This window comes from Corynebacterium sp. (assembly GCF_052107835.1).
Taxonomy (GTDB): Bacteria; Actinomycetota; Actinomycetes; order Mycobacteriales; family Mycobacteriaceae; genus Corynebacterium.
The window spans coordinates 1-23,299 of the sequence record NZ_JBQEDF010000018.1 but is presented as its reverse complement, the minus strand read 5'-3'; the positions used below and the strand labels follow the sequence as shown (position 1 = coordinate 23,299).

Annotated in this window: 20 protein-coding genes; 17 read left to right on the top strand and 3 right to left on the bottom strand. The window is 69.5% G+C overall.

Annotation, left to right across the window (positions count from 1 at the left end; genetic code table 11):
* Positions 1 to 50: 50 nt before the first annotated feature.
* Entirely contained in the window at positions 51 to 1,295 is a 1,245-nt protein-coding gene (locus ACTIL2_RS06570) for an alpha/beta hydrolase family esterase (protein WP_442336652.1), read from the top strand.
* Between the two features lies 1 nt (position 1,296).
* On the opposite strand, the gene ACTIL2_RS06565 is transcribed toward ACTIL2_RS06570, so the two are convergent.
* Positions 1,297 to 2,661 (bottom strand): C1 family peptidase, encoded by a 1,365-nt coding sequence (locus tag ACTIL2_RS06565; protein WP_442336651.1) that lies wholly within the window; start codon positions 2,659 to 2,661, stop codon positions 1,297 to 1,299.
* Entirely contained in the window at positions 2,661 to 4,052 is a 1,392-nt protein-coding gene (locus ACTIL2_RS06560; RefSeq protein ID WP_442336650.1) for an aminopeptidase C, read from the bottom strand. Before ACTIL2_RS06560 ends, ACTIL2_RS06565 begins: the two co-directional genes overlap by 1 nt.
* 155 nt (positions 4,053 to 4,207) lie before the next feature.
* On the opposite strand from ACTIL2_RS06560, the gene ACTIL2_RS06555 reads away from it, so the two are divergent.
* The 5 genes from ACTIL2_RS06555 to ACTIL2_RS06535 are packed head-to-tail and all read left to right on the top strand — an operon-like array spanning position 4,208 to position 11,482.
* Complete coding sequence (locus tag ACTIL2_RS06555; protein ID WP_442336649.1) at positions 4,208 to 4,810, top strand: ECF transporter S component; 603 nt, start codon at positions 4,208 to 4,210, stop codon at positions 4,808 to 4,810.
* A complete protein-coding gene (locus tag ACTIL2_RS06550) occupies positions 4,803 to 6,209 on the top strand; it encodes an ABC transporter ATP-binding protein (RefSeq protein WP_442336648.1) in 1,407 nt (468 codons plus the stop codon). Before ACTIL2_RS06555 ends, ACTIL2_RS06550 begins: the two co-directional genes overlap by 8 nt.
* Entirely contained in the window at positions 6,197 to 6,976 is a 780-nt protein-coding gene (locus tag ACTIL2_RS06545) for an energy-coupling factor transporter transmembrane component T family protein (RefSeq protein ID WP_442336647.1), read from the top strand. The genes ACTIL2_RS06550 and ACTIL2_RS06545 overlap by 13 nt, the downstream gene beginning before the upstream one ends.
* Positions 6,977 to 6,993: 17 nt before the next feature.
* Positions 6,994 to 9,639, top strand: a complete 2,646-nt coding sequence (locus ACTIL2_RS06540; protein ID WP_442336646.1) for a glutamate-cysteine ligase family protein — start codon at positions 6,994 to 6,996, stop codon at positions 9,637 to 9,639.
* A 19-nt stretch (positions 9,640 to 9,658) separates the two neighbouring features.
* The gene (locus ACTIL2_RS06535) at positions 9,659 to 11,482 is read left to right on the top strand and encodes an alpha/beta hydrolase family protein (protein WP_442336645.1); all 1,824 of its coding nucleotides are present in this window, start codon (positions 9,659 to 9,661) and stop codon (positions 11,480 to 11,482) included.
* Positions 11,483 to 11,491: 9 nt separating this feature from the next.
* On the opposite strand, the gene ACTIL2_RS06530 is transcribed toward ACTIL2_RS06535, so the two are convergent.
* A complete protein-coding gene (locus ACTIL2_RS06530) occupies positions 11,492 to 13,072 on the bottom strand; it encodes an HNH endonuclease signature motif containing protein (RefSeq protein ID WP_442336644.1) in 1,581 nt (526 codons plus the stop codon).
* Positions 13,073 to 13,255: 183 nt separating this feature from the next.
* On the opposite strand from ACTIL2_RS06530, the gene ACTIL2_RS06525 reads away from it, so the two are divergent.
* The 11 genes from ACTIL2_RS06525 to ACTIL2_RS06475 all read left to right on the top strand — a co-directional run bounded on the left by ACTIL2_RS06525 (position 13,256) and on the right by ACTIL2_RS06475 (position 23,248).
* Positions 13,256 to 14,560, top strand: a complete 1,305-nt coding sequence (locus ACTIL2_RS06525; protein ID WP_442336643.1) for a M18 family aminopeptidase — start codon at positions 13,256 to 13,258, stop codon at positions 14,558 to 14,560.
* Complete coding sequence (locus ACTIL2_RS06520; RefSeq protein ID WP_442336642.1) at positions 14,561 to 15,052, top strand: tRNA (cytidine(34)-2'-O)-methyltransferase; 492 nt, start codon at positions 14,561 to 14,563, stop codon at positions 15,050 to 15,052.
* Between the two features lie 35 nt (positions 15,053 to 15,087).
* Positions 15,088 to 15,969, top strand: coding sequence for a bifunctional methylenetetrahydrofolate dehydrogenase/methenyltetrahydrofolate cyclohydrolase (locus ACTIL2_RS06515; protein ID WP_442336641.1), 882 nt, complete (start codon positions 15,088 to 15,090; stop codon positions 15,967 to 15,969).
* The gene (locus tag ACTIL2_RS06510; protein ID WP_442336640.1) at positions 15,966 to 16,373 is read left to right on the top strand and encodes a DUF3017 domain-containing protein; all 408 of its coding nucleotides are present in this window, start codon (positions 15,966 to 15,968) and stop codon (positions 16,371 to 16,373) included. The genes ACTIL2_RS06515 and ACTIL2_RS06510 overlap by 4 nt, the downstream gene beginning before the upstream one ends.
* Positions 16,373 to 17,305 carry a TIGR03571 family LLM class oxidoreductase gene (locus ACTIL2_RS06505; protein WP_442336639.1) on the top strand — a complete coding sequence of 311 codons (933 nt, stop codon included), beginning with the start codon at positions 16,373 to 16,375 and terminating at the stop codon, positions 17,303 to 17,305. The genes ACTIL2_RS06510 and ACTIL2_RS06505 overlap by 1 nt, the downstream gene beginning before the upstream one ends.
* Positions 17,306 to 17,410: 105 nt before the next feature.
* Positions 17,411 to 18,619 (top strand): extracellular solute-binding protein, encoded by a 1,209-nt coding sequence (locus ACTIL2_RS06500; RefSeq protein WP_442336638.1) that lies wholly within the window; start codon positions 17,411 to 17,413, stop codon positions 18,617 to 18,619.
* A gap of 1 nt (position 18,620) precedes the next feature.
* Positions 18,621 to 19,466, top strand: a complete 846-nt coding sequence (cysT, locus tag ACTIL2_RS06495) for a sulfate ABC transporter permease subunit CysT (RefSeq protein ID WP_442336637.1) — start codon at positions 18,621 to 18,623, stop codon at positions 19,464 to 19,466.
* Positions 19,463 to 20,272, top strand: a complete 810-nt coding sequence (locus tag ACTIL2_RS06490) for a sulfate ABC transporter permease (RefSeq protein ID WP_442336636.1) — start codon at positions 19,463 to 19,465, stop codon at positions 20,270 to 20,272. The genes cysT and ACTIL2_RS06490 overlap by 4 nt, the downstream gene beginning before the upstream one ends.
* On the top strand, positions 20,269 to 21,267 hold the full coding sequence (locus ACTIL2_RS06485) for a sulfate/molybdate ABC transporter ATP-binding protein (protein WP_442336635.1): 999 nt from the start codon (positions 20,269 to 20,271) through the stop codon (positions 21,265 to 21,267). Before ACTIL2_RS06490 ends, ACTIL2_RS06485 begins: the two co-directional genes overlap by 4 nt.
* Before the next feature lie 118 nt (positions 21,268 to 21,385).
* Complete coding sequence (locus tag ACTIL2_RS06480; RefSeq protein ID WP_442336634.1) at positions 21,386 to 22,204, top strand: SDR family oxidoreductase; 819 nt, start codon at positions 21,386 to 21,388, stop codon at positions 22,202 to 22,204.
* A 57-nt stretch (positions 22,205 to 22,261) separates the two neighbouring features.
* Entirely contained in the window at positions 22,262 to 23,248 is a 987-nt protein-coding gene (locus tag ACTIL2_RS06475) for a PLP-dependent cysteine synthase family protein (RefSeq protein ID WP_442336633.1), read from the top strand.
* Positions 23,249 to 23,299 lie beyond the last annotated feature (51 nt).

The window sequence follows — 23,299 nt, the reverse complement described above, 5'->3', positions numbered from 1 at the left end:
GGTGCGTGGCGGAGTTGATTCAGGTGGTGATGACCACTAGAAATGGGAGGGTGCAGCAGCCCCCCGAACTCCCCCCGGTCCGACGGTCGACGGCCCCTGTGCCCAGTCCGCGCCAGGAAACCGAGGGCGGCGAGGTCACGGAGTGGCCCGACCGTTCGATGTGGGCTGAACCCCTGGCGCAGCCGGAGCGTCCTGGGCACGACTCCCTGCGTGAGCGCCGCCCGAGGCTGTCCGTGGGACGCAGGGTCGGACGCTCCGTCACCCTGCTCGCCGCCACCCTCATGGTCGGGGCCCTGGTGTGGGTCGGGCACACCCCGGCCGGCGAGAACACGGCGGCCCTGGACAACTACCGCGAGCAGACCCTGAAGGAGAACGCCGACGCCGCGGAGGCGGCCGCCGCAGCGTCCGGCAGCATCGTGAACACCGCCGCGGAGGCGGAGCTGGGATCGGGGCCGAAGATCGACGGCCCGGCGCCCGGCGACACCAAGAAGATCACCCTGCAGAGTGGCGACCGCAAGCGCGAGGCGATCCTCTCCCTGCCGAAGGACTACAACCGCGAGGAGTCCTACCCGGTCATCCTGACGTACCCCGGCTACCGCGAGTCCGCCGAGAACATGCACAAGTACTCGAGGTTCGACCGCTTCCCGGCGATCGTGGCCACCCTGCAGGGCATCGGCAATTCCTGGGAGGGCGCCCCGTACTCGAAGACGAAGGACGGGGAGGACATCCGCTTCAGCCGTGACATGCTCGCCGCGCTGAACTCGACCTACAACGTCGACGGGTCCCGGATCTACGCCGCGGGCATGTCCAACGGCGGGGGCATGGTCGCCAAGCTGGCCTGCCGTCAGCCGGACCTGTTCGCCGCCGTCGCCTCGGTCGGCGGAGCCTACTACAAGGGCACCCGGACGAACTGTGTCGAGGACTCCGACCGGGCGCCGTCCTTCCTGGAGATCCACGGGACGAAGGACGAGACGATCGCCTACGGCGGCGGCAACCGGCACGGTGGGCCTTACATGGCGGCCCGGGACCTGGTGGAGGAGTTCGCCGAGCGCAACAACTGCCAGCGGACCCCGATCACCACGGCACTGGCCGGGGACGTGCAGCGTCTGCAGTGGCCGATGTGCCAGCCGGGCACCTCGGTGGTGCACCTGCGCGTCGGCGACGGCGGCCACACGTGGCCCGGCGACGCCTCGGGTGAGTCAGGTGCGGCGTCCAGTTCCGCGGAGGCGACGTCCTACTCGCTGGACGCCACCAACGAGGCGTGGGACTTCCTGTCCAGGCAGCGACTGACGTAGGTTACGCCAGCGCACCCATCGGGTCCCAGGCGGGCAGGACGTGCGGGGTGGCGAGTCCCTGTTCCGCGGCGGTGAGGACGTCCCGGTACTCCTCCGGCAGCCGGCTGCGGTGCACGGCGATCTCGAAGACGTACTCGTCGAACCAGTTGTCGTTCATCGTCCAGAACCCCTTCTCGGCGGCCTTCGGGCCCCAGGAGTTCTCCACGCGCCAGCGCAGCGGGACGTCAGCGCCGTCGGCACCGTCAGCCAGGTCGACACCGGTGAACACCATCGCGTGGGTCATCTGGGATTCGCCGGTGAGCAGCCGCTGCTCCTTCCCCAGGTCCAGGTCCACGCCGTAGAAGCCCTCGTAGTCGTGCAGGTTGGCGTCCCACACCCCGGCGTCGCGGTTGGCCTGTTTGGCGGTGTCGCAGCCGAACCAGACCGGGGTGCCCGCGACCAGGGAATCGACGGCGGCGGCCCTGATCACGGACATCGGCGCATTGAGGTAGGTGACCGGCTCCGCGCCGTCCTCGCCGATGACGTTGCCCAGGTACTCCACGGTGAACAGTTCGCCGTAGGGCGAGGTCTGCCGCGGGTCGTTGACCACGCACACGTAGTCGCCGAGGTCGTCGGGCAGGTAGTCGGCGGCGAACTGCGCCGGGGTGATCTCGCCGACACGGTGGAACTCGTCGTCCTTGGTGCGGTACTGCCAGACGAACGTCTCCGGAGGGGTGCCGAGGTGCACGGTGAGGATCCGGTGGATGTCCCGCAGCGTGGACCCGTAGGCGCCGTCGACCCCGGCCCGGATCCGTGCGGCGCCGGCCCGCAGGCTCGTCGACAGGTCGCGGTTCATCGCCCGGGTGTCGGAGGACGACCGGGTCTCCGGCATCGCGTACTTCGGCACCGCACCGTACTTGTCCAGCAGGGCGACGAACATGTTCCACTGCCCGCCGTCCTCGATCGGGTCGGTGAGCAGGTGCTGCACGGTCCGGTCGTCGATGTCCCTGTCGGCTAACTCCGTCATCGCGTTGAGGAAGAAGTTCGCCTTCTCCAGTTTGTCGAAGAAGTGCAGGTAGGACTGGGACAGTTCCAGGTCCTTGATGCCGGTGTCGGCCATCACGGTGCCGCGCAGGGCGTTGAGCCCGGCGAATATCCAGCAGCGTCCGGATCGCTTCTGGTCGGCGACCGCCCACTTGTCGATCTTCACGGAGGTGGAGGTGTCGGTGGTGGCGAGCACGTCGCGGTCCAGGGTCACGGTCTCCACGTCCGCGGCGGTGGCGGCGTTGCGGGCCACCCGGAAGGACGGGTCGTTGCGCAGGGAGTCGTTCAGGGCACCCAGGTGTGCCGGGTCGATTCCCGGGAGGGAAGTAGTGAGGGTAGTCATCAGGCCATCGCATCCCAGATCGGAAGGTCGGTTGTCTCGCCGCGGTCCAGGGCCGCGACGGCGTCGGTCAGGGTTGTCGCCGACGCGTCCAGGAAGCGCCGGGGCACCACGATCTGGAACACGTTCCCGGCGAACCAGCTGTCGGCCATTGTCCCGTACCCCTTGCCCGCCAGCTCGGTGTGCTCGGCGTGGCTGGAGGTGCCCCAGGAGTTCTCCACGCGCCAGCGCAGGCCGGAGGTGGAATCCGCGGATCCGCGGTCGTAGCCGGTGAAGACCATGCCGTGGGTCAGCCGCGACTCGGCGGTGGACATCTCGTCGGCCTTGGAGGTCGCCGAGTCGGTGCCGTAGAGGGCGTCGAGTTCCAGCAGGTTGGCGTCCCACACCCCGTTCTTCGCCACGAACTGCCGGTTGACGTCGCAGGCGAACCACACCGGCTCACCGGCGTCCAGCGAGGCGAGCGCGACCGTGCGCAGGTCGTCGATGCCGGCGGTGACGTAGCTGAAGTCGGGCGTACCCCACACGTTGTTCTCGTGGGAGATGCTGAACGCCTGCCCCACCGGGTGCCGCGGGTCGTGGACGATGCTCACGTACCCGTCGAGGTCCCCGGGGACGTAGCGCGAGGCGAACTCCTGCGGGGTCAGTGTCCCCCCGTCGTGGAAGACGTCGTCGGAATTGCGGTACTGCCAGGTGAACTCCGTCGGCGGCAGTCCGAGGTGCACCGCGATCACACGGTGGGCGTCGGCGACCACGTCGGCGATGACCGGTTCGGTGTCGGCCCCCTCGGCCACCGCGTCCCGCACCCGCAGTGCACCGCGGCGCAGGACGGTGCGCAGCCGTCCGTCGAGCTGTGCGGTGCGTCCGGACGCGAAGGTCTCCGGCATCGCGTACTTCGGCATCACCCCGTACTTCGCGACGAGGTTGGTGAAGTAGTTCCACTGGCCGCCGTCGGACGCCGCCCCGGCGAGGAGGTTGGCGACGGTACGGTCGTCCAGGTCCGTGGCACCTGCCTGGAAGAGCTGCTCCAGTGAGCGCAGGACGTGGTTCGACTTCTCCAGCTTGTCGAAGAACTGCAGGTAGGTGTGGGAGAACTCGAAATCCTTGAGCCCCAGCTCCGCGGCCACCCTGTGGCGGAAGACGTTGTACGCGGCGAACATCCAGCAGCGTCCCGACTGCTTCTGGTCACTGACCCCCAGCGAGTCCAGCTTGATCTCGGTGGTGGGGTCCAGCGCGACCACGGCGTCCCGGTTCAGCGCGACCGCGTTGACGTCTGCGGCGGTGACCGCGTTGCGTGCGATGCGCAGCGCCGGGTCGTCCGCGGGTGTCGCGAAGGAGTCCAGGGGCGGTAGAGGCTGCTGGGCGTGCAGGGGAGGCGATGAGGTCGATGCAGTCATGGGGTCCGTTATACGCCATCCGGCCGTCTGCTACAGTCGGCGCCAACCTCAACGGGAGCCCCACGGAAGCGGGCTGAGAGCGGACCTGACACCGGTCCGGACCGACTGAACCTGATCCGGGAAATGCCGGCGTACTAGGGAGAGTGCATCCACACATGGGAAGACGTCTGTCCGTGCCGCGAAGGTGGCGCGTCGTCGACATCGTCAGCGCCAGCGTCCTGGCCGTGGCCTGCGGGGTGGTCTTCTGGGTCTGGAGCGTGGTCGGCTCGGCCGGCTACGGCCTCTTCGACGCGGTCACCCCGGGCCTCGGCGGCCTGCTCAGTGGGGTATGGCTGCTCGGCGGGGTGCTCGGGGGCCTGATCATCCGCAAACCCGGCGCCGCACTGTTCGTTGAGCTGCTCGGGGCCATCGTCGAGGCGGTGCTGGGGACCCATTTCGGCCCCGGGGTCATCTACGCCGGACTTGCCCAGGGCCTCGGGGCGGAGATCGCCGTCGCGCTGTTCCGCTACCGGCGTTTCGACCTGCGGGTGGCGGTCACCGCCGGGGTGCTGGCCAATGTCGCGCAGTGGGCGCTGATGTTGGTGACCTCCGCGAACTACGCGATGAGCCTCACGTTCAATATGGTCCTGCTGGGCTGCATGGTGGTCTCCGGGGCGCTGCTCGCCGGGGTGTCCGGCCACTACGTGGTGCGTGGTCTGGCCGCGACCGGGGCGCTGGACAGGTTCGCCGCGGGCCGGGAGAGGCAGCAGCTTGTCTAGCCCCGCGACCGTCAGTGCCCGCGGCTACGGCTGGCGCCATGCGGGACGCCGCGACCCGGCGCTGAGTGGCCTGGACCTGAACATCCCCGCCGGCCAACGCGTCCTGCTGCTGGGGCCGTCCGGATCGGGGAAGTCCACGCTGCTCTCCGCGATGGCCGGGGTGCTCGGAACCGGGGAGGACGGCGAGGCCACCGGCACCCTCGACACCGGCAGCGCACCGGTGGCCCTGCTGGGCCAGGACCCGGAGTCACAGGTGATCGCCGCCCGGGTGGCGGATGACGTCGCCTTCGGCTGCGAGAACCTCGGCGTGCCCCGCGACGCGATCCCCGCCCGTGTCCGTGACGCGCTGACCACTGTGGGCCTGGATCTCCCGGACGACCACCCCACCGAACGCCTCTCCGGCGGGCAGCAGCAGCGCCTGGCGCTGGCCGGTGTGCTGGCGATGCGGCCCGGACTGGTCCTGCTCGATGAACCGACCGCCAACATCGACCCGGACAGCATCGCCGCCGTCCGCGACGCCGTGGTCAGCGTGCTGGACGCCACCTTGGCCACCCTGGTCGTCGTCGAGCACCGGGTGGACGTCTGGGCGGGCACCATCGACCGCGTCATCGTACTCGGGGAGTCCAGGGACGGCGCCGCGGTCATCGCCGACGGTCCTCCGGAGGTGGTGCTCCCCACCCACGCCGAACGCCTCACCGACCAGGGCGTGTGGATTCCGGACGTCCCGCTGGACCTCCCCGCCCTGGCTCCCCGGGACACCACGTCCGCACCACCGGCCCTGCTCACCACCACCGACCTCGCCATCGGCTGGGACCGGCACCCGGTGCGCAGCGACCTGAACCTGGCGCTGCACCCCGGATCCACCGTGCTCACCGGCGCGAACGGTGCTGGCAAGTCCACCCTGGCGCTCACCCTCGGCGGGCTGCTGGAGCCGGTGGCGGGACGCGTCGACCATCCACAGGGGCCACCGCACCGGTGGCGCGCGCGGCAGCTCGCCGACCGGATCGGGATGGTCTTCCAGACCCCCGGGCACCAGTTCGTCGCCCGGACGGTCCGGGACGACCTGCTGCTCGGCCCCAGGGTCACCGGCGTGGACGCCACCGTCGCCGAACAGCGGGTGGACGCGCTGCTCACACGCCTGCGCCTGCACCACCTCGCCGCGGCGAATCCGTTCAGCCTCTCCGGCGGCCAGCAGCGTCGCCTGTCGGTGGCGACCGCCCTGGCGACCCGCCCCGGCATGGTCATCCTCGATGAACCGACCTTCGGCCAGGACCGCCGGACCTTCCGGGACCTCGTCCTGCTGCTGCAGGAACTGGTGGGGGAGGGCACCTCGCTGCTGTCGGTCAGCCACGACCCGGAGTACGTGCGGCTGATGGGGGCGGTCCGGTGGGAGTTCTAGAACGCACCGACCCCACCACCCGTCTGCTGGTGATGCTGCTGGTCGGTACGCCCCTGATGGCCACCGTCGACCTGACCTCCGCGGCGGTGGCCCTGGTACTGGAGGTGCTGGTCCTCGCCCCGTTCTGCGGTTACGGCGCCGGTGCAGGGGCGCGGCGTCTGCTGCGCCGCGCCTGGCCCGTCCTGGTCATCGCCCCGCTCGCCGGACTGTCCGCCCTGCTGTACGCGCGCCCGGGTGGCGCGTCCCACCTGTCCTTCGGTCCGGTCAACGTCACCGAGAACTCCGTCACCTTGGCCACCGCCCTGACGGTGCGGGTCGTGGCCATCGCCCTGCCGGCGGTCATGCTCACCACGGGACTGGATCCCACCAGGCTCGGCGACGGCATGGTACAGCTGTGGCGCCTCCCGGAGCGCTTCGTGGTCGGTGCGGTCGCCGGGGTACGGCTGGTCGGACTGTTCCGGCGTGACTGGGCGGCCCTGGAACGCTCCCGGCGGGCCCGCGGTCTCGGCGACGGGGCCAAGGTGGGACGCCTGGCAGGGCAGACCTTCGCCCTGCTTGTCCTGGCTCTGCGCCGCGCCGGCCGCCTGTCCACCGTGATGGAGGGCAGGGGCTTCACCGCCGGGGGCACCACACCCCGTACCCGGGCCCGGGAGGCGACGCTGGGCAGGTGGGACGCGGTGCTTGCCGGGCTCGGCGTGGCGGTCCCCGTCCTGGCGCTGGCCACGGCGGCGGTGACCGGCAGTTTCACCCTGCTCGGTGTCCACTGATCGACTAGCGTGGGGGAATGAGTTCAGCGCACGTGGGTACGGTTCGCGTGGAGGAGGACCTCCACCTCGTCGACGAGGTCGCCCGGACCCTGGCCCCCTGCGCCGACGAGGTCGTGGAGCGCCTCGGCGACTCGGACCGCTGGTCGGTGTCCCTCGACGACTGCTCGCTGGTGTCGAGCACCGCACGGCACAGCGGACTGGACGCCCTCGTCGACGAGGTCCGGGGCAACCGGCTCCGGGTGGCCCAGGCAGCAGCGGTCGTCGACTCCGGCGACTGCCTCCCCGTTGCCGCCGGTGTCGTCCCCTGGCCGCGCTCCGCTGCACCGGTCGGCTCCCGTGAGCATGACATCCGTACCCGCTACGGACTGCTCGGCAGGCAGCGCACCACCGGGGGAACGCGGATCATTGTGGAGTGCGGTGCCCCGGTGCTGGATGTCTGCCGCGGCATCTCCCGGCACCTGCCGGTGCTGCTGGCACTGAGCGCGTCCTCCCCGTTCGACGCCAATGCGGAGGACACCGGCTACGCCAGTTCACGGCTGCTCGGCTGGCGGCGCTGGCCGACCTCCGGGGTCTTCCCCCCGGCGGCGACCATGGAGGAGTACCGCGCCGACATCGCCTTCCTGCAGGAGACCCGGGTCATCACGGATCCCGGCATGATGTACTACGACGTGCGTCCCGGCGGGGACACGGGGGAGGAGGCCGGCACCGTCGAGATCCGGCTGTGCGATGCGGCGTCGTCGGCCGAGACCGTCGGTGTGCTCACCGCACTGGGCCGTGCCCTGGTCGAACGGGAGGCCTCCCTGGTGGCCGCCGGCACCCCCACCGCCCCGCTGTCCCCGCTGCAGCAGCGCACCGCCACCTGGCGGGCGGCGCGCTCCGGGCTGGAGGGCGAATTGCTCGACCCGGAGTCCCTCCGGCAGCGTCCCGCCGAGGACGTGGTCAGTGCGCTGATCGACCTGCTCCACACCCAGCTCGGGGAGGACGCCGCCTGGGTCCGCACCCAGGTCCACGAGTTGCTGCGCGCCGGGTCGGGGGCCTACCGGCAACGCCGCGCGCTGCGACGCCGCGGACGCGCCGACGACGTGATCGGCCTTCTCGCCGCCGAGACCCTCGGCACCGTCGAACTCGAGGACGCCGTCCCGTCCACCACCCTCGGCCTGGCCGCCTACGAACCCAGCTCCGGCGACGAGTTCGACAGCCTCTACGGCGCCGAGTTCTGGGACGAGGCCGTGGACTTCTCCGGCGAGCCGCGACCGGCGTCCGCCGCCGCCCTGCGCACCGCGGTGGGGATGGGGACGCTGCGGCTGCGCTCCCGGCTGCAGGAGTCCGAGGAGGAGCTGAACACCCGCGGTGTCACCTTCCGGGCCAGCGGCACCGACCAGCACCTGGTATTCCCGATCGACCCGGTGCCGCGCATCATCGGCGAGGACACCTGGAACCGGCTCGCCACCGGAGTGGAGCAGCGGATGCGGGCGATCAACGCCTTCCTCGACGACAGCTACAACGACCGCGCGATCGTGAAGGCCGGGGTGATGGACATCGGCACCCTGGAGCGCGCGCCGGGGTTCCGCCGGGTCGGACGCCACGCCCCGGCCGGACGCGTGCGCAACCACATCAGCGGTGCCGACCTGGTGTGCTCCGATGACGGCCGGTGGCAGATCCTCGAGGACAATGTGCGGATGCCGTCCGGGCTGACCTTCGCCCTGGCCGCCCGGGACGTGACCCGCACGCACTTCCCGGAGTTGCTGGCCGCCACCGAGGAGGCCCTCGGTGAGGTGGTGGACCCGGACGGCTCCCTGGAGACGATGTGCGCGACACTGCGCATGGCCGCGCCGGAGGGGATCGACCCGTCGGACGCCCACGTGGTCGTCGCGACCGCCGGGACCGACGACAGCACTTTCGCCGAGCAGGCGAGCCTGGCCCGTATCGGCGGCTTCGTCCTGCGCACCACCGACCAGTTGGCCGTGGACCGCGACGACCACGGCGTCCCGACGCTGTGGGACGTGGCCCGCGGGGGTCGCAGGCGGGTGGACGTGGTCTACATGCGCATGGAGGAGGAGATGTTCCTGTCCTCCACCGACGCCACCGGGACCGAACTGCGCGAGCCGATCCAGGAGGTGCTCTCCGCCGGGACGGTGGCTGTGGCCAACGCCCTGGGCAACGGGGTCGCCGACGACAAGGCGATCTACGCCTACGTCCCGGAGATGATCGACTTCTACCTGGGGGAGACTCCGGCGCTGGACTCCGTGCCGACCTACCTGTGCTCGGTGCGCGAGCAGCGCGACCTGGTGCTCGAGCGGCTCGGTGAACTGGTGGTCAAACCCATCGACGGCTACGGCGGGGCGGGCATCACCGTCGGCCCCGAATGCTCCGAGGAGGAGCTGGAGGACCGGCGCCGCGAACTGTTGACCCACCCGGACCAGTTCATCGCCCAGGAGGTGGTGCGTCTGTCCACCCTGCCCAGCTTCGACGGACTCGGCATCCAACGTCGCCACGTGGACCTGCGCATGTTCTCCCACCTGCGGCAGGAGGGTGGTGCCGGATCGGACGTCTCGACGCTGACCGTGCCCGCCGGTCTGACCCGCGTGGCGCCGGCCGGGTCGATGATCGTGAACTCCTCGCGCGGTGGCGGTGGGAAGGACACCTGGATCCTGCGTGGTTAGCAGGTAGACTCCAACACCTGTGAGACATACCTACGCCCCCAGCATCGCACCGGACGGTTCCGCGATCGCCTACATCATGCACGACGGGTACTCCCCGCGGGCGATGCAGTCGACCCTCGCCGACCCGTCCGACCGGGAGCGGGCGGTGTCCATCCCGACCGAGGGGCCGGCCGTCGCGGTGAGCTATTCCCCGGACGGACGCTGGCTCGCGGTGGAGGTGTCCCCGCGCGGTACCGAGCGCAACGAGATATGGCTCGTCGCCAATGACCCGGAGGATTCCTCGGCCCACCTGGTCCGCGACAGCGGTGACGCGAAGACCTCCCTGGTGGAATGGGACAACCACATGCTCGCCATCGACGCGGTCAGTGGGGACGGCGTGGCCGAGGGACGCCTGATCGACCCGACGACCAACCGCACGGTGTCGATCGACCGGCGTACAGACGGCGAGCTCGTCGCCGCGGAGAGCGGCTTCGCCCTGATGCGGGTGGGGCCGCGGGCGAACCGGGAGCTGCTGCTGATCCGCCCCGACGGTACGTGGCGCCCCGTCCTGCCCCCGCAGCCCGGCTCGACCACCGACGCCGGGCATATCCTGCCACCCACCGGTGGGCAGCCGCCGGTCCTGCTGGTCGTCGGGGACCATGGTGCGGACCGTCGGCGGGTGATGCGTGTGCGTGACCGCGGTGGCGTGATGTCGTCGCGTGAGCTGATCGGCAACCCCGACGCCGACGTCGACGAGTTCCTCGTCAGCGGGGACCAGCAGACCGCGGCGGTGCTGTGGAACCGGGACGGCGCGTCCACGTGCGAGATCCTGCGCCTCGACGACCACCAGCGGGTGACGGTGCGGCGTACGGTGCAGCTGCCGGGGATGGTGGCGTCCGGCCTGTCCATGACCGGGGACGGCTCCACGCTGGCGCTGACGGTGGAGAGCCCGGACGTGGCGAAGTCGGTGCACATCGTGGACTGCCGGACAGGGGAGGTCACCGAGCTGACCGGTGCCGGGGGTGGGAGGACCGGTGACACCGACTGGTCGGACCTGCCGCTGCTCGGGGCCGGGCAGCAGCCCCAACTGCTGCATTTCGCCGCCCGGGACGGGGTGGAGTTGTCCGGGTGGCTCTACCGCGGGGCGGTGCCGGAGTTCGAGCCGGCCGGGGGACCGCGGCCCGTGCTGCTGCATTTCCACGGCGGGCCGGAGGGGCAGTCGCGTCCGGAGCACCACGATGTCCTGCGCGAGGTCATCGACGCCGGGGTGACGGTGTTCACCCCGAATGTGCGGGGCTCCTTCGGCAGCGGACGCCGTTTCATGCACGCCGACAACAGGTACGGACGTTTCGCCGGTATCAATGACCTGGAGGACTGCGTGAACTTCCTGGTGTCGATGGGTATCGCCGACGCGGACCGGATGGCGATCAGCGGCAGGTCCTACGGTGGCTACCTCACGAACATCGGGGTGACGTGGTTCCCCGGACTGTTCCGCGCGGCGGTCAGCGCGTGCGGCATGAGTGACCTGCAGACGTTCTACCGTGACACCGAGCCGTGGATCGCCTCGGCGGCGTACCCGAAGTACGGCTACCCGATCCAGGACGGTGAACTGCTGCGGGCGGTGTCGCCGCTGCACCGGGCTGACCGGGTGCGCACGCCGATGCTGTTCATCCACGGTGCCAATGATACGAACGTTCCGCCGACCGAGTTCCGGCAGATGAGGACGGCGCTGGACGGCCAGGGGGTGCCGACGGAGGAACTGGTGATGGTGGACGAGGGGCACGAGTTCATCAAGGCGGTGAACCGGCGGACGATCGCCGAGCGGATGGTGCTGTTCCTGCGGCGCTACGGGGTGGCCGGGTAGGGGCGGAGGTCAGAACGGAAGCTCCTCCGTGTCGGCGGTGTCCGTTGTGGCGCGGGCGTCGAGGAGTGCCTGACGTAGGGCGAGTTGGCGTCCGGTGAGCCGGATGTTGTGGTCTCGGGTCGTCCGGTATCTGCGGGAGGCACGTTCGGCGAAGGTGGTACGTGCGTATCCGGCGAGTGGACCGGTGGGTTCGGTGATGTAGTCGTGCCCGTCGTTGATGCTGGTCCACATCATTGCGCCGTCCGGTGATCTGGTGACGTCCCACCATCCGAGTGTCTTGAGGAGGTGGTGTTTCCGGCACAGGGGGTGGAGGTTGTGGCTTGAGGTTGGTCCGCCGTCGTCCGGGGTGTCGTGGTTGTACCGCTGTATGTGGTCGAGATCGCAGTCTTCCGCCGGCACCTCGCAGCCGGGGAAGGTGCAGGTTCCGTAGCAGGCGGCAACGAAATCGCGGATCGGTTGGGTCGGGGTGTAGCTTTCCGAGGCATCGTGGCCGGGAATGCGGAGATGGGTCACGCGTTCCATGAACCGTTCGGTGGCCACGGTGTCGAGCCAGTGGCCGGTGTCGGTGGTGGCGACATCGCTGCTGATCTCCCGGTAGATGTTGAGTGTGACCTCGACATCGGCGGTTCCGCGGGCGAGATGCATGAGCCCGTCGGCGCGGTTGCACCTCATGCTGGTGCATACAGCGTCGAGGATGGTCATGAACTCCGCGGCTTCGGCCGGCTCGAGGGTCGCGGTGATCACCGTCGACATGGGATCGTAGGTGTCCACTGACACGCGACGGTTGACGGAGTCCGCGGTGAAAGTACCGTCCTCGAGTGCTGCCGCGGCGACGGCGGTGGCCTCGACTATGGCGTCCTGTTCTGCGTCCAGCTCGGCCTCGCGTTCGGGACTCGGCTCGGGGAGGTTGGCGTCCTCCTCCGCCGTGCCATCGGCGTCCTCCTCCTCGGGCTCGGCCGGATCGGTGTAATCGGCGAGCCCGATGGGTGGAACGTCCGGGTCGGTGCGGTCGATGGGGCGGGCCAGCGCGTCGATCGTGTGTATCGCCTTGAGAATGCGGTTGAGCATTGCACGCGGAGAGTGCAGTGCCTGGTCCTGTCGTCGCGGGGAGAGGATATCGATGAGTGCCTTCTCCGCGGCCCCGGTGTCGTCGGGGTGGATCCCGTCGGTGCTGCGGGCCAGCATGCGGAGGTGGTCGAAACTGAGCATTCCGAGGGACAGGTGCTGTGCGAGGGCGGGCATACGCTGACACAGCAGGCCAATGGTGCTGTAGGTCTCCGCGCGCGCCCGTGTGATTCCGAGGCGGGCCTGGACGCTGCTGAGGTGGGCTATCACGTCGTCCCCGGGACCGGGGGTGCAGCATTGCGCGATGGTGATCATCGCCCTGTTGGCCTGCACCGTTGCGCGGGCTGCGGGGTCGGTGGAGCGCAGCAGGGCCCAGTTCCCGGTGTCGTCGACCGGTCCCCAGGTCACGGTCACGTCAGGGAAGACCATCATGCCCCCGGACGTCAGGATGAACACTCCCGGGGGATGCCGGTCGGGCGGAGACGGCGGTACCGGTGGTGACGGCGGTGGTTGTGTGGTGGTCATGTCGCTCACGCTATCAACCGGTCCGGGCACGGTATCGCGATTATCGCTGAAAATCGAACATATATTCTAACTAGGCTGACAATGCCCGGTCGGGGACTGCCGGTGTCCGTGTCAGGAACAGTTGCACCTGCGTCGCCGGGGTGGCGGCGAACTGAGCGGGGATCCGGCGCTAACGTGGACGCCATGATCGCCGCCGAGGATTCCGCAGATTCAGCACAGCGCTTCACCGACTTCATCGACGCGTCCCCGTCCAGCTACCACGCCGCCGCGGAGGTCGCGGCGCGCCTGGAGGACGCCGGGTTCCGCCGCCAGGACGAGACCGCCACCTGGGACGCGGGTCCCGGCGGGCACTACATCGTGCGTGGTGGGGCGGTGCTGGCCTGGCAGATTCCGGAGGACATCCCCGGACGGGACGCTCCGGCATTCCGCATCGTGGGTTCACACACCGACTCACCGGGCCTGAAACTCAAGCCCGTCGGCGACATCACCGGCCCCGGCGGCTGGCACCAGGCCGCCGTGGAGATCTACGGCGGCGCGATCCTGGCGTCCTGGCTCGACCGGGAACTTCGCCTGGCGGGGCGCATCGTGCTGGACGACGGCCAGGGTGGTGTCACGGAGAAGCTGGTCAGCACCGGCCCCGTCCTGCGCGTCCCGCACCTGGCGATCCACCTGGACCGCAACGTCAACGCTGATCTGACGCTGGACCGGCAGCTGCACATGCAGCCGGTGTTCGCCGTCGGTGACGGGGCGCCGACCATCGGCCAGGTCATCGCGGAGGCGGTGGGCGAGGCGGGTGTGGACGCCGACAGCATCCTCGCCCACGACCTGATCACCGTCGACGCCCAGCACGGCGAGATCTTCGGCGCGCGGGGCGACTTCATCGCCGCGGGACGCATGGACAACCTCAGCAGTGTGTTCACCTCACTGGAGGCGTTCCTCGCGGCGGATCCCGCGGCCAACGTTGTTCCCGTGCTGGCGGCGTTCGACCATGAGGAGGTCGGCAGCTCCACCACCAGCGGCGCGGCGGGACCGGTCCTGGAGGATGTGCTGACCAGGACGGCGGGCGCACTGGGCCTGGACGCCGACGGAACACGCGCGATGTTCGCCCGGTCGTCCTGTGTCTCCGCGGACGCCGCCCACTCCGTCCACCCGAACTTCGCCGGGAAGCATGATGGGGTGAACCGCCCGGTGATGAACGCCGGGCCCGTGCTGAAGATCAACGCGAACCAGCGCTACGCCTCGGACGCCCCAACCGCCGCGGCGTGGCGTGCGGCGTGCCGGACGGCGGGCGTTCCGGACCAGGTCTTCGCCGGGAACAATGATGTCCCGTGCGGTTCCACGATCGGGCCGATCACCGCCACCCGCCTCGGGATTCCCACGGTGGACGTCGGGATCCCTTTGCTGTCGATGCACTCCGCCCGGGAGATGGCGGGGGTCCGTGACATCGCCTGGATCACCGAGGCGCTGCGCACCTGGTGGGAGATGTAGGTGGGACAGCCGAACCAGCCGTACTGCCACATCCTCTTCGACCAGCCGGTGATCCCGCCGAACACGGGCAATGCGATCCGCCTGTGCGCGGGGACCGGGGCGTCCCTGCACCTGGCGGAACCGTTGGGGTTCAACTTCGACGACAAGCACGTGCGTCGCGCCGGGCTGGACTACCACGACCTGGCGGACGTGCACATCCACCCGTCGTTGGACGCGGCGCTGGGGGAATTGTGCACCGGTGGCAACCGCGTCTTCGCCTTCACCACCGGTGCCGGCACCTGGTACACCGACATCTCCTACGAACCGGGGGACGTCCTGCTCTTCGGTACCGAGCCCACCGGTCTGTCGCAGGACGCGCTGGCGGATCCGCGGATCACCCGGCAGGTGCGCATCCCGATGCTGCCCGGCAGGCGCAGCATGAACCTGTCGAACTCCGCCGCGGTGACCGCGTACGAGGCATGGCGGCAGGCAGGGTTCCCCGGGGCGGTGTGACGCATCTTGGGGGCACCGGTCGGGCAGGGGATAGGATGGTGCCCGTGACTGAATCGACTGCGACCGGAACGACAGCGACGAGGCTGGACGGAAAACTGTACCGCGATGAGATCGTCGGGGATCTCACGAGCCGCGTGGCGGCGCTGAAGGAGAAGGGCATCGTGCCCGGGCTGGCGACCGTGCTGGTCGGCGACGACCCGGGATCCCACTCCTACGTGAGGATGAAGCACCGCGACTGCGAGCAGATCGGGGTGAACAGTATCCGCCGTGACCTGCCCGCGGATGTCACCCAGGACGAGCTCAACGCGGTGATCGACGAGCTCAACGCCGACCCGGCCTGCACCGGCTACATCGTGCAGCTGCCGCTGCCGGAGCACCTCGACGAGAACGCGGTGCTCGAGCGCATCGACCCGGCGAAGGACGCCGACGGCCTGCACCCGGTCAACCTGGGCAAACTGGTGCTGATGGAGCCCGCCCCGCTGCCGTGCACGCCCAACGGGGCGATCTCGCTGCTGCGCCGGTACGGCGTGGAACTCGATGGCGCGAAGGCCGTGGTCATCGGCCGTGGCGTGACAGTGGGGCGTCCGATCGGTCTGATGCTCACCCGCCGCTCCGAGAACTCCACCGTGGTGCTGTGCCACACCGGCACGAGGGACCTGGCCAAGGAGACGAAGGACGCCGACGTCATCATCGCCGCCGCGGGCAAGCCGCACATGCTCACCGCGGACATGGTCAAGCCCGGTGCCGCGGTGCTGGACGTCGGGGTGTCGCGTGTGGACGGCAAGCTCGCCGGGGACGTCCACCCGGACGTGTGGGACGTGGCCGGCCATGTGTCGCCGAACCCCGGCGGTGTCGGCCCGCTGACCCGTGCGTTCCTGATCCACAACGTTGTCGAGCGTGCGGAGCTGCTGGTGTGACTGGATCCGGTGCAGGTGAACCGGGGGCGAGGGGCGTCGGCGGGGCGGACCCCGCCGATCTGGTGGAGTTGTCCCCGCGCGAACGCCGCAGGCTGCTGCGCAACCCGCACGACCGGCCGCTCCCGCCGTCGAAGCTGAACCAGACGCTGCAGATGCTGCTCGTCATCGGGTTCGTGGTCGTGATGATCACCGGCCTGGCCTTCCTGGTCGCCGACCGCTGGCGCCGTGGGACAGTGACCATCGGTTCCGGGATGCTGCTGCTCGGCCTGCTGCGCCTGGTGGTGGACGGCAAGATCCTGGGCGTGCTGTCGGTCCGGTCCCGACGGTTCGACTCGGGGTTCTGCGTCGCGGTCGGGGTAGCGATGCTGGTGGTTGCGCTGTCCGTCGATCCGTTGGGGAGCTGATGGAGGGTATCACCGACCTCCCCGGTTTCCGGCGTACCTTCGCCGAGGGGGAACTGACCCTCGGGTTGTCGCTGCCCCTGGGCAAAACCGAGGACATCCCCTCCCTCGACGGGCAGGTTGCCCTGGTCAGGGAGGCCGAGGATGTGGGCGTTGCCGCGGTGTGGGCCCGCGACATTCCGCTGCGCGTGGACACCTTCGGTGACGTCGGTCAGGTCTACGACCCGTTCATGTTCCTCACCTGGCTGGCCGCGCACACCGGCAGGATGGCGCTGGGAACCGCGGCTATCGTGCTTCCCCTGGCGCACCCGCTGCTGCTGGCGAAGCGGTCGGCGGGTCTGGACCTGATGAGTGGCGGGCGGTTCCTGATGGGCATCGCCAGCGGGGACCGTCCCGAGGAGTTCCCGGCGTTCGGTCTGGACAAGGGGGAGCGTGGAGAGATCTTCCGCGAGAACCTGGAGGTGCTCGAGGCCGCGTGGGGCAGAGGTGGGCGCCCCGTCGTGTGGCCGCGCGGGCGCATGGGTGGCGCGGACGTGGTGCCGAAGCCGTCGTCCGGACGGGTCCCGGTGCTGCCGACCGGATCCTGCCTGCAGAACATGGGGTACAACGCCGCCCACGGTGACGCCTGGTTCACCTACCACCGGGCGCTGCCGCAGCAGAAGGTGATGGTGGACCGGTGGCGGGCGGCGGGGGAACACTTCCAGCCCTTCGCCGAGTCGATGTGGATCGACCTGGTGGAGGACGCGGACTACGCCGTCGAGGGCAGGGACTTCGGCTACCGGACGGGGCGCACCGGCCTGCTGGAGATCCTGCGGACCCAGCGGGACATGGGGATCAACCACGTGTCGCTCCACCTGACGGGTGCCAGGGCGGTGGGGGAGGTCCTGGACGAGCTCGGAGAGTACGTCCTGCCGGAGTTCGCCGCCCACGGGTGAGGGGATTCAATTCACAGTGAATGGAACTCTGTGGGGGTGTGGTGAAAGGCGGATACGCTCAATCCTCGAAGTAGACAGAGCAGTCTGTACAAGCAAAGGATGAGCATGGCGTTCAAACCCAGCCTGGGTGCCGTACTCGCCGGAGTCGGCCTGGTGGCCGTCGCCGGCGTGTTCGTCATCCCCGGCGGCACCACCGACGAGCCGGGGGTGGAGGACGCCTCGGACGGCGACCACCGCCTCAACCTCGCCGCCTACGCCGTCCCGAAGCCCGGTTTCGAGGAGACCATCAAGGGGTTCCGTGAGACCGACGAAGGCGCGGACACCGGATTCGCCGAGTCCTACGGGGCCTCCGGCGACCAGTCGCGCAAGGTGTCCCGGCACATGCCGACCGACATCGTGAACTTCTCCGTCGAACCGGACATCACCCGCCTGGTGGATTCCGGCCAGGTCGTGGAGGACTGGCGCGAGGACGTCCCCGACGACGAATCGGGACGTTCCGTGCCCTTCGGTTCCGTGGTCGCCTTCGTCACCCGTGAAGGCAACCCGCAGGGGCTGGAGAGCTGGGACGACCTGCTGGAGGAGGGCGTCGAGGTCATCAGCCCGAACCCGGCGAGTTCCGGTTCGGCGAAGTGGAACCTGCTCGCCCCCTACGCCAGCTGGTTCTTCCAGTCGCTGGAGGAGAACGGTGGGACCTCGGCCGACGACGTGCAGGACGCCGACCCCGCCGACATCGAGACCGCGCACGAGGAGGCGCTCGACAAGGTCACCCAGCTCGTCGGCGACCACTTCACCGTGCGCCCGAAGTCTGGCCGTGAGGCGACCTCAGCCTTCGAGTCCGGTCAGGGCGACGTCCTGCTGTCCTACGAGAACGAGGCGATCGAGCTGGACCGCAACGGCGGGCAGATCGACTACGACGTGCCGGACGACAGCTTCCGCATCGAGAACCCCGTGGCCGTCATCGACACCTCCGACGACCCCGACGGTGACCTGGGGAAGGCCACCGAGTTCCGCGACTACCTGTTCAGCCCGGATGCCGAGGAACGCTGGGCGGCCACGGGCTTCCGCCCCGGCCCCGACCTGTTCGGCGATACCACCGAGGTGATCGACGCCCTGCCCGACGAGGAGCGCGGCGCGTTCCGCGAGGTCGACACCGTCTACACCATCGACCAGCTCGCCGAGGCGTTCACCACGCTCGATCCTGAGCTGGAGGGCGAGGACGCCTGGGACATCGTGGACAATATCCTGTTCAACCGGGCCGAGCCCGGAAGTGGCGAGGACGACGGCGCCATCACGACGATCTACAAGGTGGTGTGACATGGCGACGACAGTGAAGGAAACCAGCCGGAGAACCCGGCGGGGGAGCGGTCGCGTGACCGGCCAGACGACGAAGCTGGGCATGGGCACGGCCGTCCTGTGGCTGAGTGTGATCGTGCTGCTGCCGCTGATTGCCCTGACCACCGAGGCATTCTCCGGGGGGATCGGTGGATTCTGGGAGGCGGTGACCTCCGACGGCGCGGTTGACGCCCTGAAGGTCACGGTCACCGTGTCCCTGGTTGTCGCGTTGATCAACGCGGTGACCGGGGTCCTGATCGCCTGGGTACTGGTCCGCGACGACTTCCCCGGCAAGCGCATCGTGGACGCGGTCATCGACCTGCCCTTCGCGCTGCCGACCATCGTCGCCTCCCTGGTGCTGCTCAGTATCTACGGGCCGGACAGTCCCATCGGCATCACACTGAACGCCACCCAGCCCGCGCTGGTCATCGCCCTGGCGTTCGTGTGCCTGCCATTCGTGGTCCGGGCCGTGCAGCCCGTGCTCATCGAGCTCGACAAGGACGTCGAGGAGGCGGCGGCCTCGCTCGGTGCGTCCAACCTCACGATCTTCCGCCGGATCATCCTGCCCGCCATATGGCCGGCGGTGCTGTCCGGCACCGGACTCGCCTTCGCCCGTGCGATCGGCGAGTACGGCTCGGTCGTGCTCATCGGCGGCAACGTCCCCGGTGACACCCAGGTCGCCTCGCAGTACATCCAGGAGCAGATCGAGTCGGACGTGCCCTCGGCGGCGGCGGCCGTGTCGATCGCCCTGCTGGTCATCACCTTCGTCGTCCTGCTGGTGCTGCGGCTCATCGGCGATTACCGCGTACGTAAGGAGCAGGACGCATGACCCCCTCGAAAACCGGTGTGCTGACCCTGCGCACCCTCGCCCTGGCCTACCTGGCCGTGCTCGTGGCCCTGCCCGTCGGCACCATCCTGTGGCGCACCTTCGAACCCGGCCTCGGCCAGTTCTGGGAGTGGATCACCACGCCCGCGGCGATCTCCGCCCTGCAGACCTCGCTGCTGATCGTGATCATCACGGTTCCGCTGAACGTGGTCTTCGGCATCGTCGTCGCCCTCGGCCTGGTCCGTGGACGGTTCCCCGGTAAGTCCATCGTCCAGGCCATCGTGGACCTGCCCTTCGCGGTCTCCCCGGTGATCGTGGGCGTGGCCCTGATCATGCTGTGGGGTACCGACGGCTGGTTCGGCGGCGTGGAGGACCTGGGCTTCCGTGTGATCTTCGGGCTGCCCGGCATGGTGCTGGCCACCGTGTTCGTGACCCTGCCGTTCATCGTCCGCGAGGTCGAGCCGGTGCTGCGCGAGATCGGCACCGAGCAGGAGCAGGCGGCGTCCACCCTGGGTGCGTCGGCGTGGCAGACCTTCCGGCGGATCACGCTGCCGTCGATCCGCTGGGGCCTGTCCTACGGCATCGTGCTGACCGTGGCACGCTCCCTCGGCGAGTTCGGTGCGGTGATCATGGTCGCCTCCGGCCTGGCCGGGGGCGGGCAGACCCTGACCCTGCTCGTCCACGCCCGCTACCTCGACGACAACAACGTCTACGGCGCCTACTCGGCGGCGACACTGCTGATGATCGTCTCCGTGATCGTGCTCGTCATCATGACCCTCCTCCAGAAGAAGCAAGAGGTATCCAAGTGACCATCTCCGTCTCCCACGCCGTGAAGACCTACGGCGATTTCACGGCCCTCGATGACGTCTCCCTGGAGATCCCCGAGGGCTCCCTGACCGCCCTGCTGGGACCGTCCGGCTCCGGTAAGTCCACGCTGCTGCGCACCATCGCCGGGCTGGAACTGCCGGACTCCGGCGCCGTGGTCATCGACGACAACGACGTGACCCGGTTGAGCCCGCAGGACCGCGGCATCGGCTTCGTCTTCCAGCACTACGCAGCCTTCAAGCACATGACCGTGCGTGACAACGTGGCCTTCGGGCTGACGGTGCGCAAGCGTCCGAGGAAGGAGATCGAGGACCGCGTCAACGAGCTCCTGGAGATCGTGGGCCTGTCCGGCTACCAGACCCGCTACCCCGCACAGCTGTCCGGCGGCCAGCGGCAGCGCATGGCGCTGGCCCGTGCCCTGGCGCCCAACCCGGGCGTCCTGCTGCTGGACGAGCCCTTCGGCGCGCTGGACGCGAAGGTGCGCGAGGACCTGCGCACCTGGCTGCGCCACATGCACGAGGAGTTCACCGTCACGACGGTGCTGGTCACCCACGACCAGGAGGAGGCGCTCGACGTCGCCGACCGGATCGCCGTGATGGGGGAGGGACGCATCGAACAGGTCGGGGCCCCCTCGGAGCTCTACGACCACCCGGAGACGCCGTTCGTGCGGTCCTTCCTGGGCCATGTGACGGAACTGGACGGCAGGACGGTGCGTCCCCACGACATCCGTCTGGGCCGCAACGCCACCCCTGAGGTGGCCGGCAACGAGATCCCGGCGACCGACGTACGCGAGGCCGTGGTGCAGCGCGTGGCCGTGCTGGGCTTCGAGGTGCGTGTGGAGTTGAAGGACGTGGTGGACGGGGGTCTGTTCACCGCGCAGATCACCCGCGGCGATGCCCGCGCCCTGGGCTTGTCGGACACCAGTGCGGGGGAGACGGTGTACGCCCGGGCAACCGAGGTTGAGCCGGCGGTTTCCTGACCCCCCTCCCTGGTTCAGGGTGAACTGAACGGTACCGTCCACGGCCGGCCACGGAGTAGACAGATCGGTATAGATAATGTCTACTCGAGCCCTGGGACCAGGGAGCCAAGGGGATACCGTGGCAGCAGGGAATGCAGGACGTGTCGCCGACCGGGTCGCTCTGGTCACCGGCGCCGCCGGGGGAATCGGGGACGCCACCGTCCGACGGCTGGTGGACGAGGGCGCCCGGGTCGCGGCGGTTGATCTGCACGGCAGGGCACCGGACCTGGAGCACCTCCGCGACGATCTGGGTGCCGGTGCCGTCCTTCCCCTGGTCGGCGACGTCACCGACCAGGCCAGTCTCGACCGTGCCGCGGCGGAGGCGGTGGAGCACTTCGGACGCATCGACATCCTCTTCGCCAACGCCGGGATCCTCGTCCCCGAAGGCTCCGTGGAGGACCTCGACGAGGAAACCTGGCAGCGCATCATCGACATCGACCTCACCGGGGTGTGGCGCACCGCGAAGGCGGTGTTCCCCCATCTGAAGCGCAATCCACAGGGGTCCAGCGTGATCCTGGCGTCCTCCACCGCTGGAATCCGGGCCAGCGCGGGTGCGGGTGCCTACGCCGCCGCGAAGACCGGGTTGACCGCACTGACGTCCGCCTGGGCCCATGAGCTCGGCCCGTTCGGCGGGCGGGTCAACGCCACCCACCCCACGGCGGTGGGCACCGATCTGGTGCTCAACCGGCAGAACCTGCGCCGCTACCGGCCCGACCTCGACGACCCGCTCCCGGCGGACGTTGTCGGGGCGTTCTCCGCCGGCAAGCTCCTCGACGTCCCCTGGATAGAACCGGTCGACGTCGCCAACGCTGTCCTGTTCCTGGCCTCGGACGAGGCCCGCTACATCACCGGCACCAGTCTCGTCATCGACGCCGGCTCCACCGTCAAGTGGGGCTGACGACCACCACCATCCCCACCAGCACCATCCCCCACCAGCACTGAAGGGACCACACACATGACCACTGCAACCACCACCGAGACCCCCACACCGATCGCGTCCGACATCACCGACCTGATCGGTAACACACCCCTGATCGACCTGTCGTCCTTCGCCGCACAGCGTGGCGGGGCGGCCCGGCTCCTGGGCAAGGTCGAGTTCTTCAACCCGCTGTTCAGCGTCAAGGACCGCATCGCCGCATCGCTGATCCGCCAGGCCGAGGAGAGCGGGGAACTGACGCCCGGTCAGCTGATCATCGACGTCACCAGCGGAAACACCGGGATCGCGCTGGCCGGCATCGCCGCCGCCCGCGGATACCGCACCAAGTTCTACCTCGGTGACCGCACCAGTCCGACCAAGCGGAGGATCCTCGAGGCGATCGGTTCCGAGATCATCCCCACCGACAACTCCATCTTCATCGACCCCGAGGGCCTGGAGAAGCTGGTGGAACGGGTCAAGGAGGAGAACCCGGACGCCTACTTCACCGACCAGCTCGGCAACCCGGTGAACCGGGCGACCCACTTCGAGACGACCGGCCCCGAGATCTGGCGCGACACCGCCGGCGAGGTCGACATCCTCGTCGGCGGGGTCGGGACCGGTGGAACCGTGTCCGGGGCGGGGCGCTTCCTCAAGGACCGGAAGGCCGAGGTGAAGGTGGTCGTCACCGAACCCGGGGAGAACTCCGTGCCCAGTGAGGAGAAGATCAACCCGGACGCCGAGATCGACGGCGTCCACAAGGTCGCCGGGCTGGAGGACGAGCAGCTCCCGCCGAACTACGACCTGACCATCGCCGACGAGATCGTGGGGGTGGAGGCCCCCGACGGCTACGCCACCGCACGGGCCGCGCTCCGGGAGACGGGGCTGTTCATCGGTGCCTCGGCCGGGGCGATCCTGACCGTCGCCACCCAGCTCGCGGCGCGTCCGGAGAACAAGGGGAAGACCATTGTCGCCGTCCTGCCGGACGCCGGGGAGCGTTACCTCGCCGCCGGGGTCTTCGACGACTAGGGCGTGTCTCCTAAAGGGGCCAGCCAGGCGACGATTGCGGACAGTACCGCC

Excerpts from the sequence above, each read along its gene's own strand:
- ACTIL2_RS06565 (WP_442336651.1), bottom strand. The coding sequence starts at position 2,661 with ATGACTACCCTCACTACTTCCCTCCCGGGAATCGACCCGGCACACCTG.
- ACTIL2_RS06560 (WP_442336650.1), bottom strand. The coding sequence starts at position 4,052 with ATGACTGCATCGACCTCATCGCCTCCCCTGCACGCCCAGCAGCCTCTA.
- ACTIL2_RS06555 (WP_442336649.1), top strand. The coding sequence starts at position 4,208 with ATGGGAAGACGTCTGTCCGTGCCGCGAAGGTGGCGCGTCGTCGACATC.
- ACTIL2_RS06540 (WP_442336646.1), top strand. The coding sequence starts at position 6,994 with ATGAGTTCAGCGCACGTGGGTACGGTTCGCGTGGAGGAGGACCTCCAC.
- ACTIL2_RS06530 (WP_442336644.1), bottom strand. The coding sequence starts at position 13,072 with ATGACCACCACACAACCACCGCCGTCACCACCGGTACCGCCGTCTCCG.
- ACTIL2_RS06525 (WP_442336643.1), top strand. The coding sequence starts at position 13,256 with ATGATCGCCGCCGAGGATTCCGCAGATTCAGCACAGCGCTTCACCGAC.
- ACTIL2_RS06515 (WP_442336641.1), top strand. The coding sequence starts at position 15,088 with ATGGTGCCCGTGACTGAATCGACTGCGACCGGAACGACAGCGACGAGG.
- ACTIL2_RS06505 (WP_442336639.1), top strand. The coding sequence starts at position 16,373 with ATGGAGGGTATCACCGACCTCCCCGGTTTCCGGCGTACCTTCGCCGAG.
- ACTIL2_RS06500 (WP_442336638.1), top strand. The coding sequence starts at position 17,411 with ATGGCGTTCAAACCCAGCCTGGGTGCCGTACTCGCCGGAGTCGGCCTG.
- cysT (WP_442336637.1), top strand. The coding sequence starts at position 18,621 with ATGGCGACGACAGTGAAGGAAACCAGCCGGAGAACCCGGCGGGGGAGC.
- ACTIL2_RS06490 (WP_442336636.1), top strand. The coding sequence starts at position 19,463 with ATGACCCCCTCGAAAACCGGTGTGCTGACCCTGCGCACCCTCGCCCTG.
- ACTIL2_RS06475 (WP_442336633.1), top strand. The coding sequence starts at position 22,262 with ATGACCACTGCAACCACCACCGAGACCCCCACACCGATCGCGTCCGAC.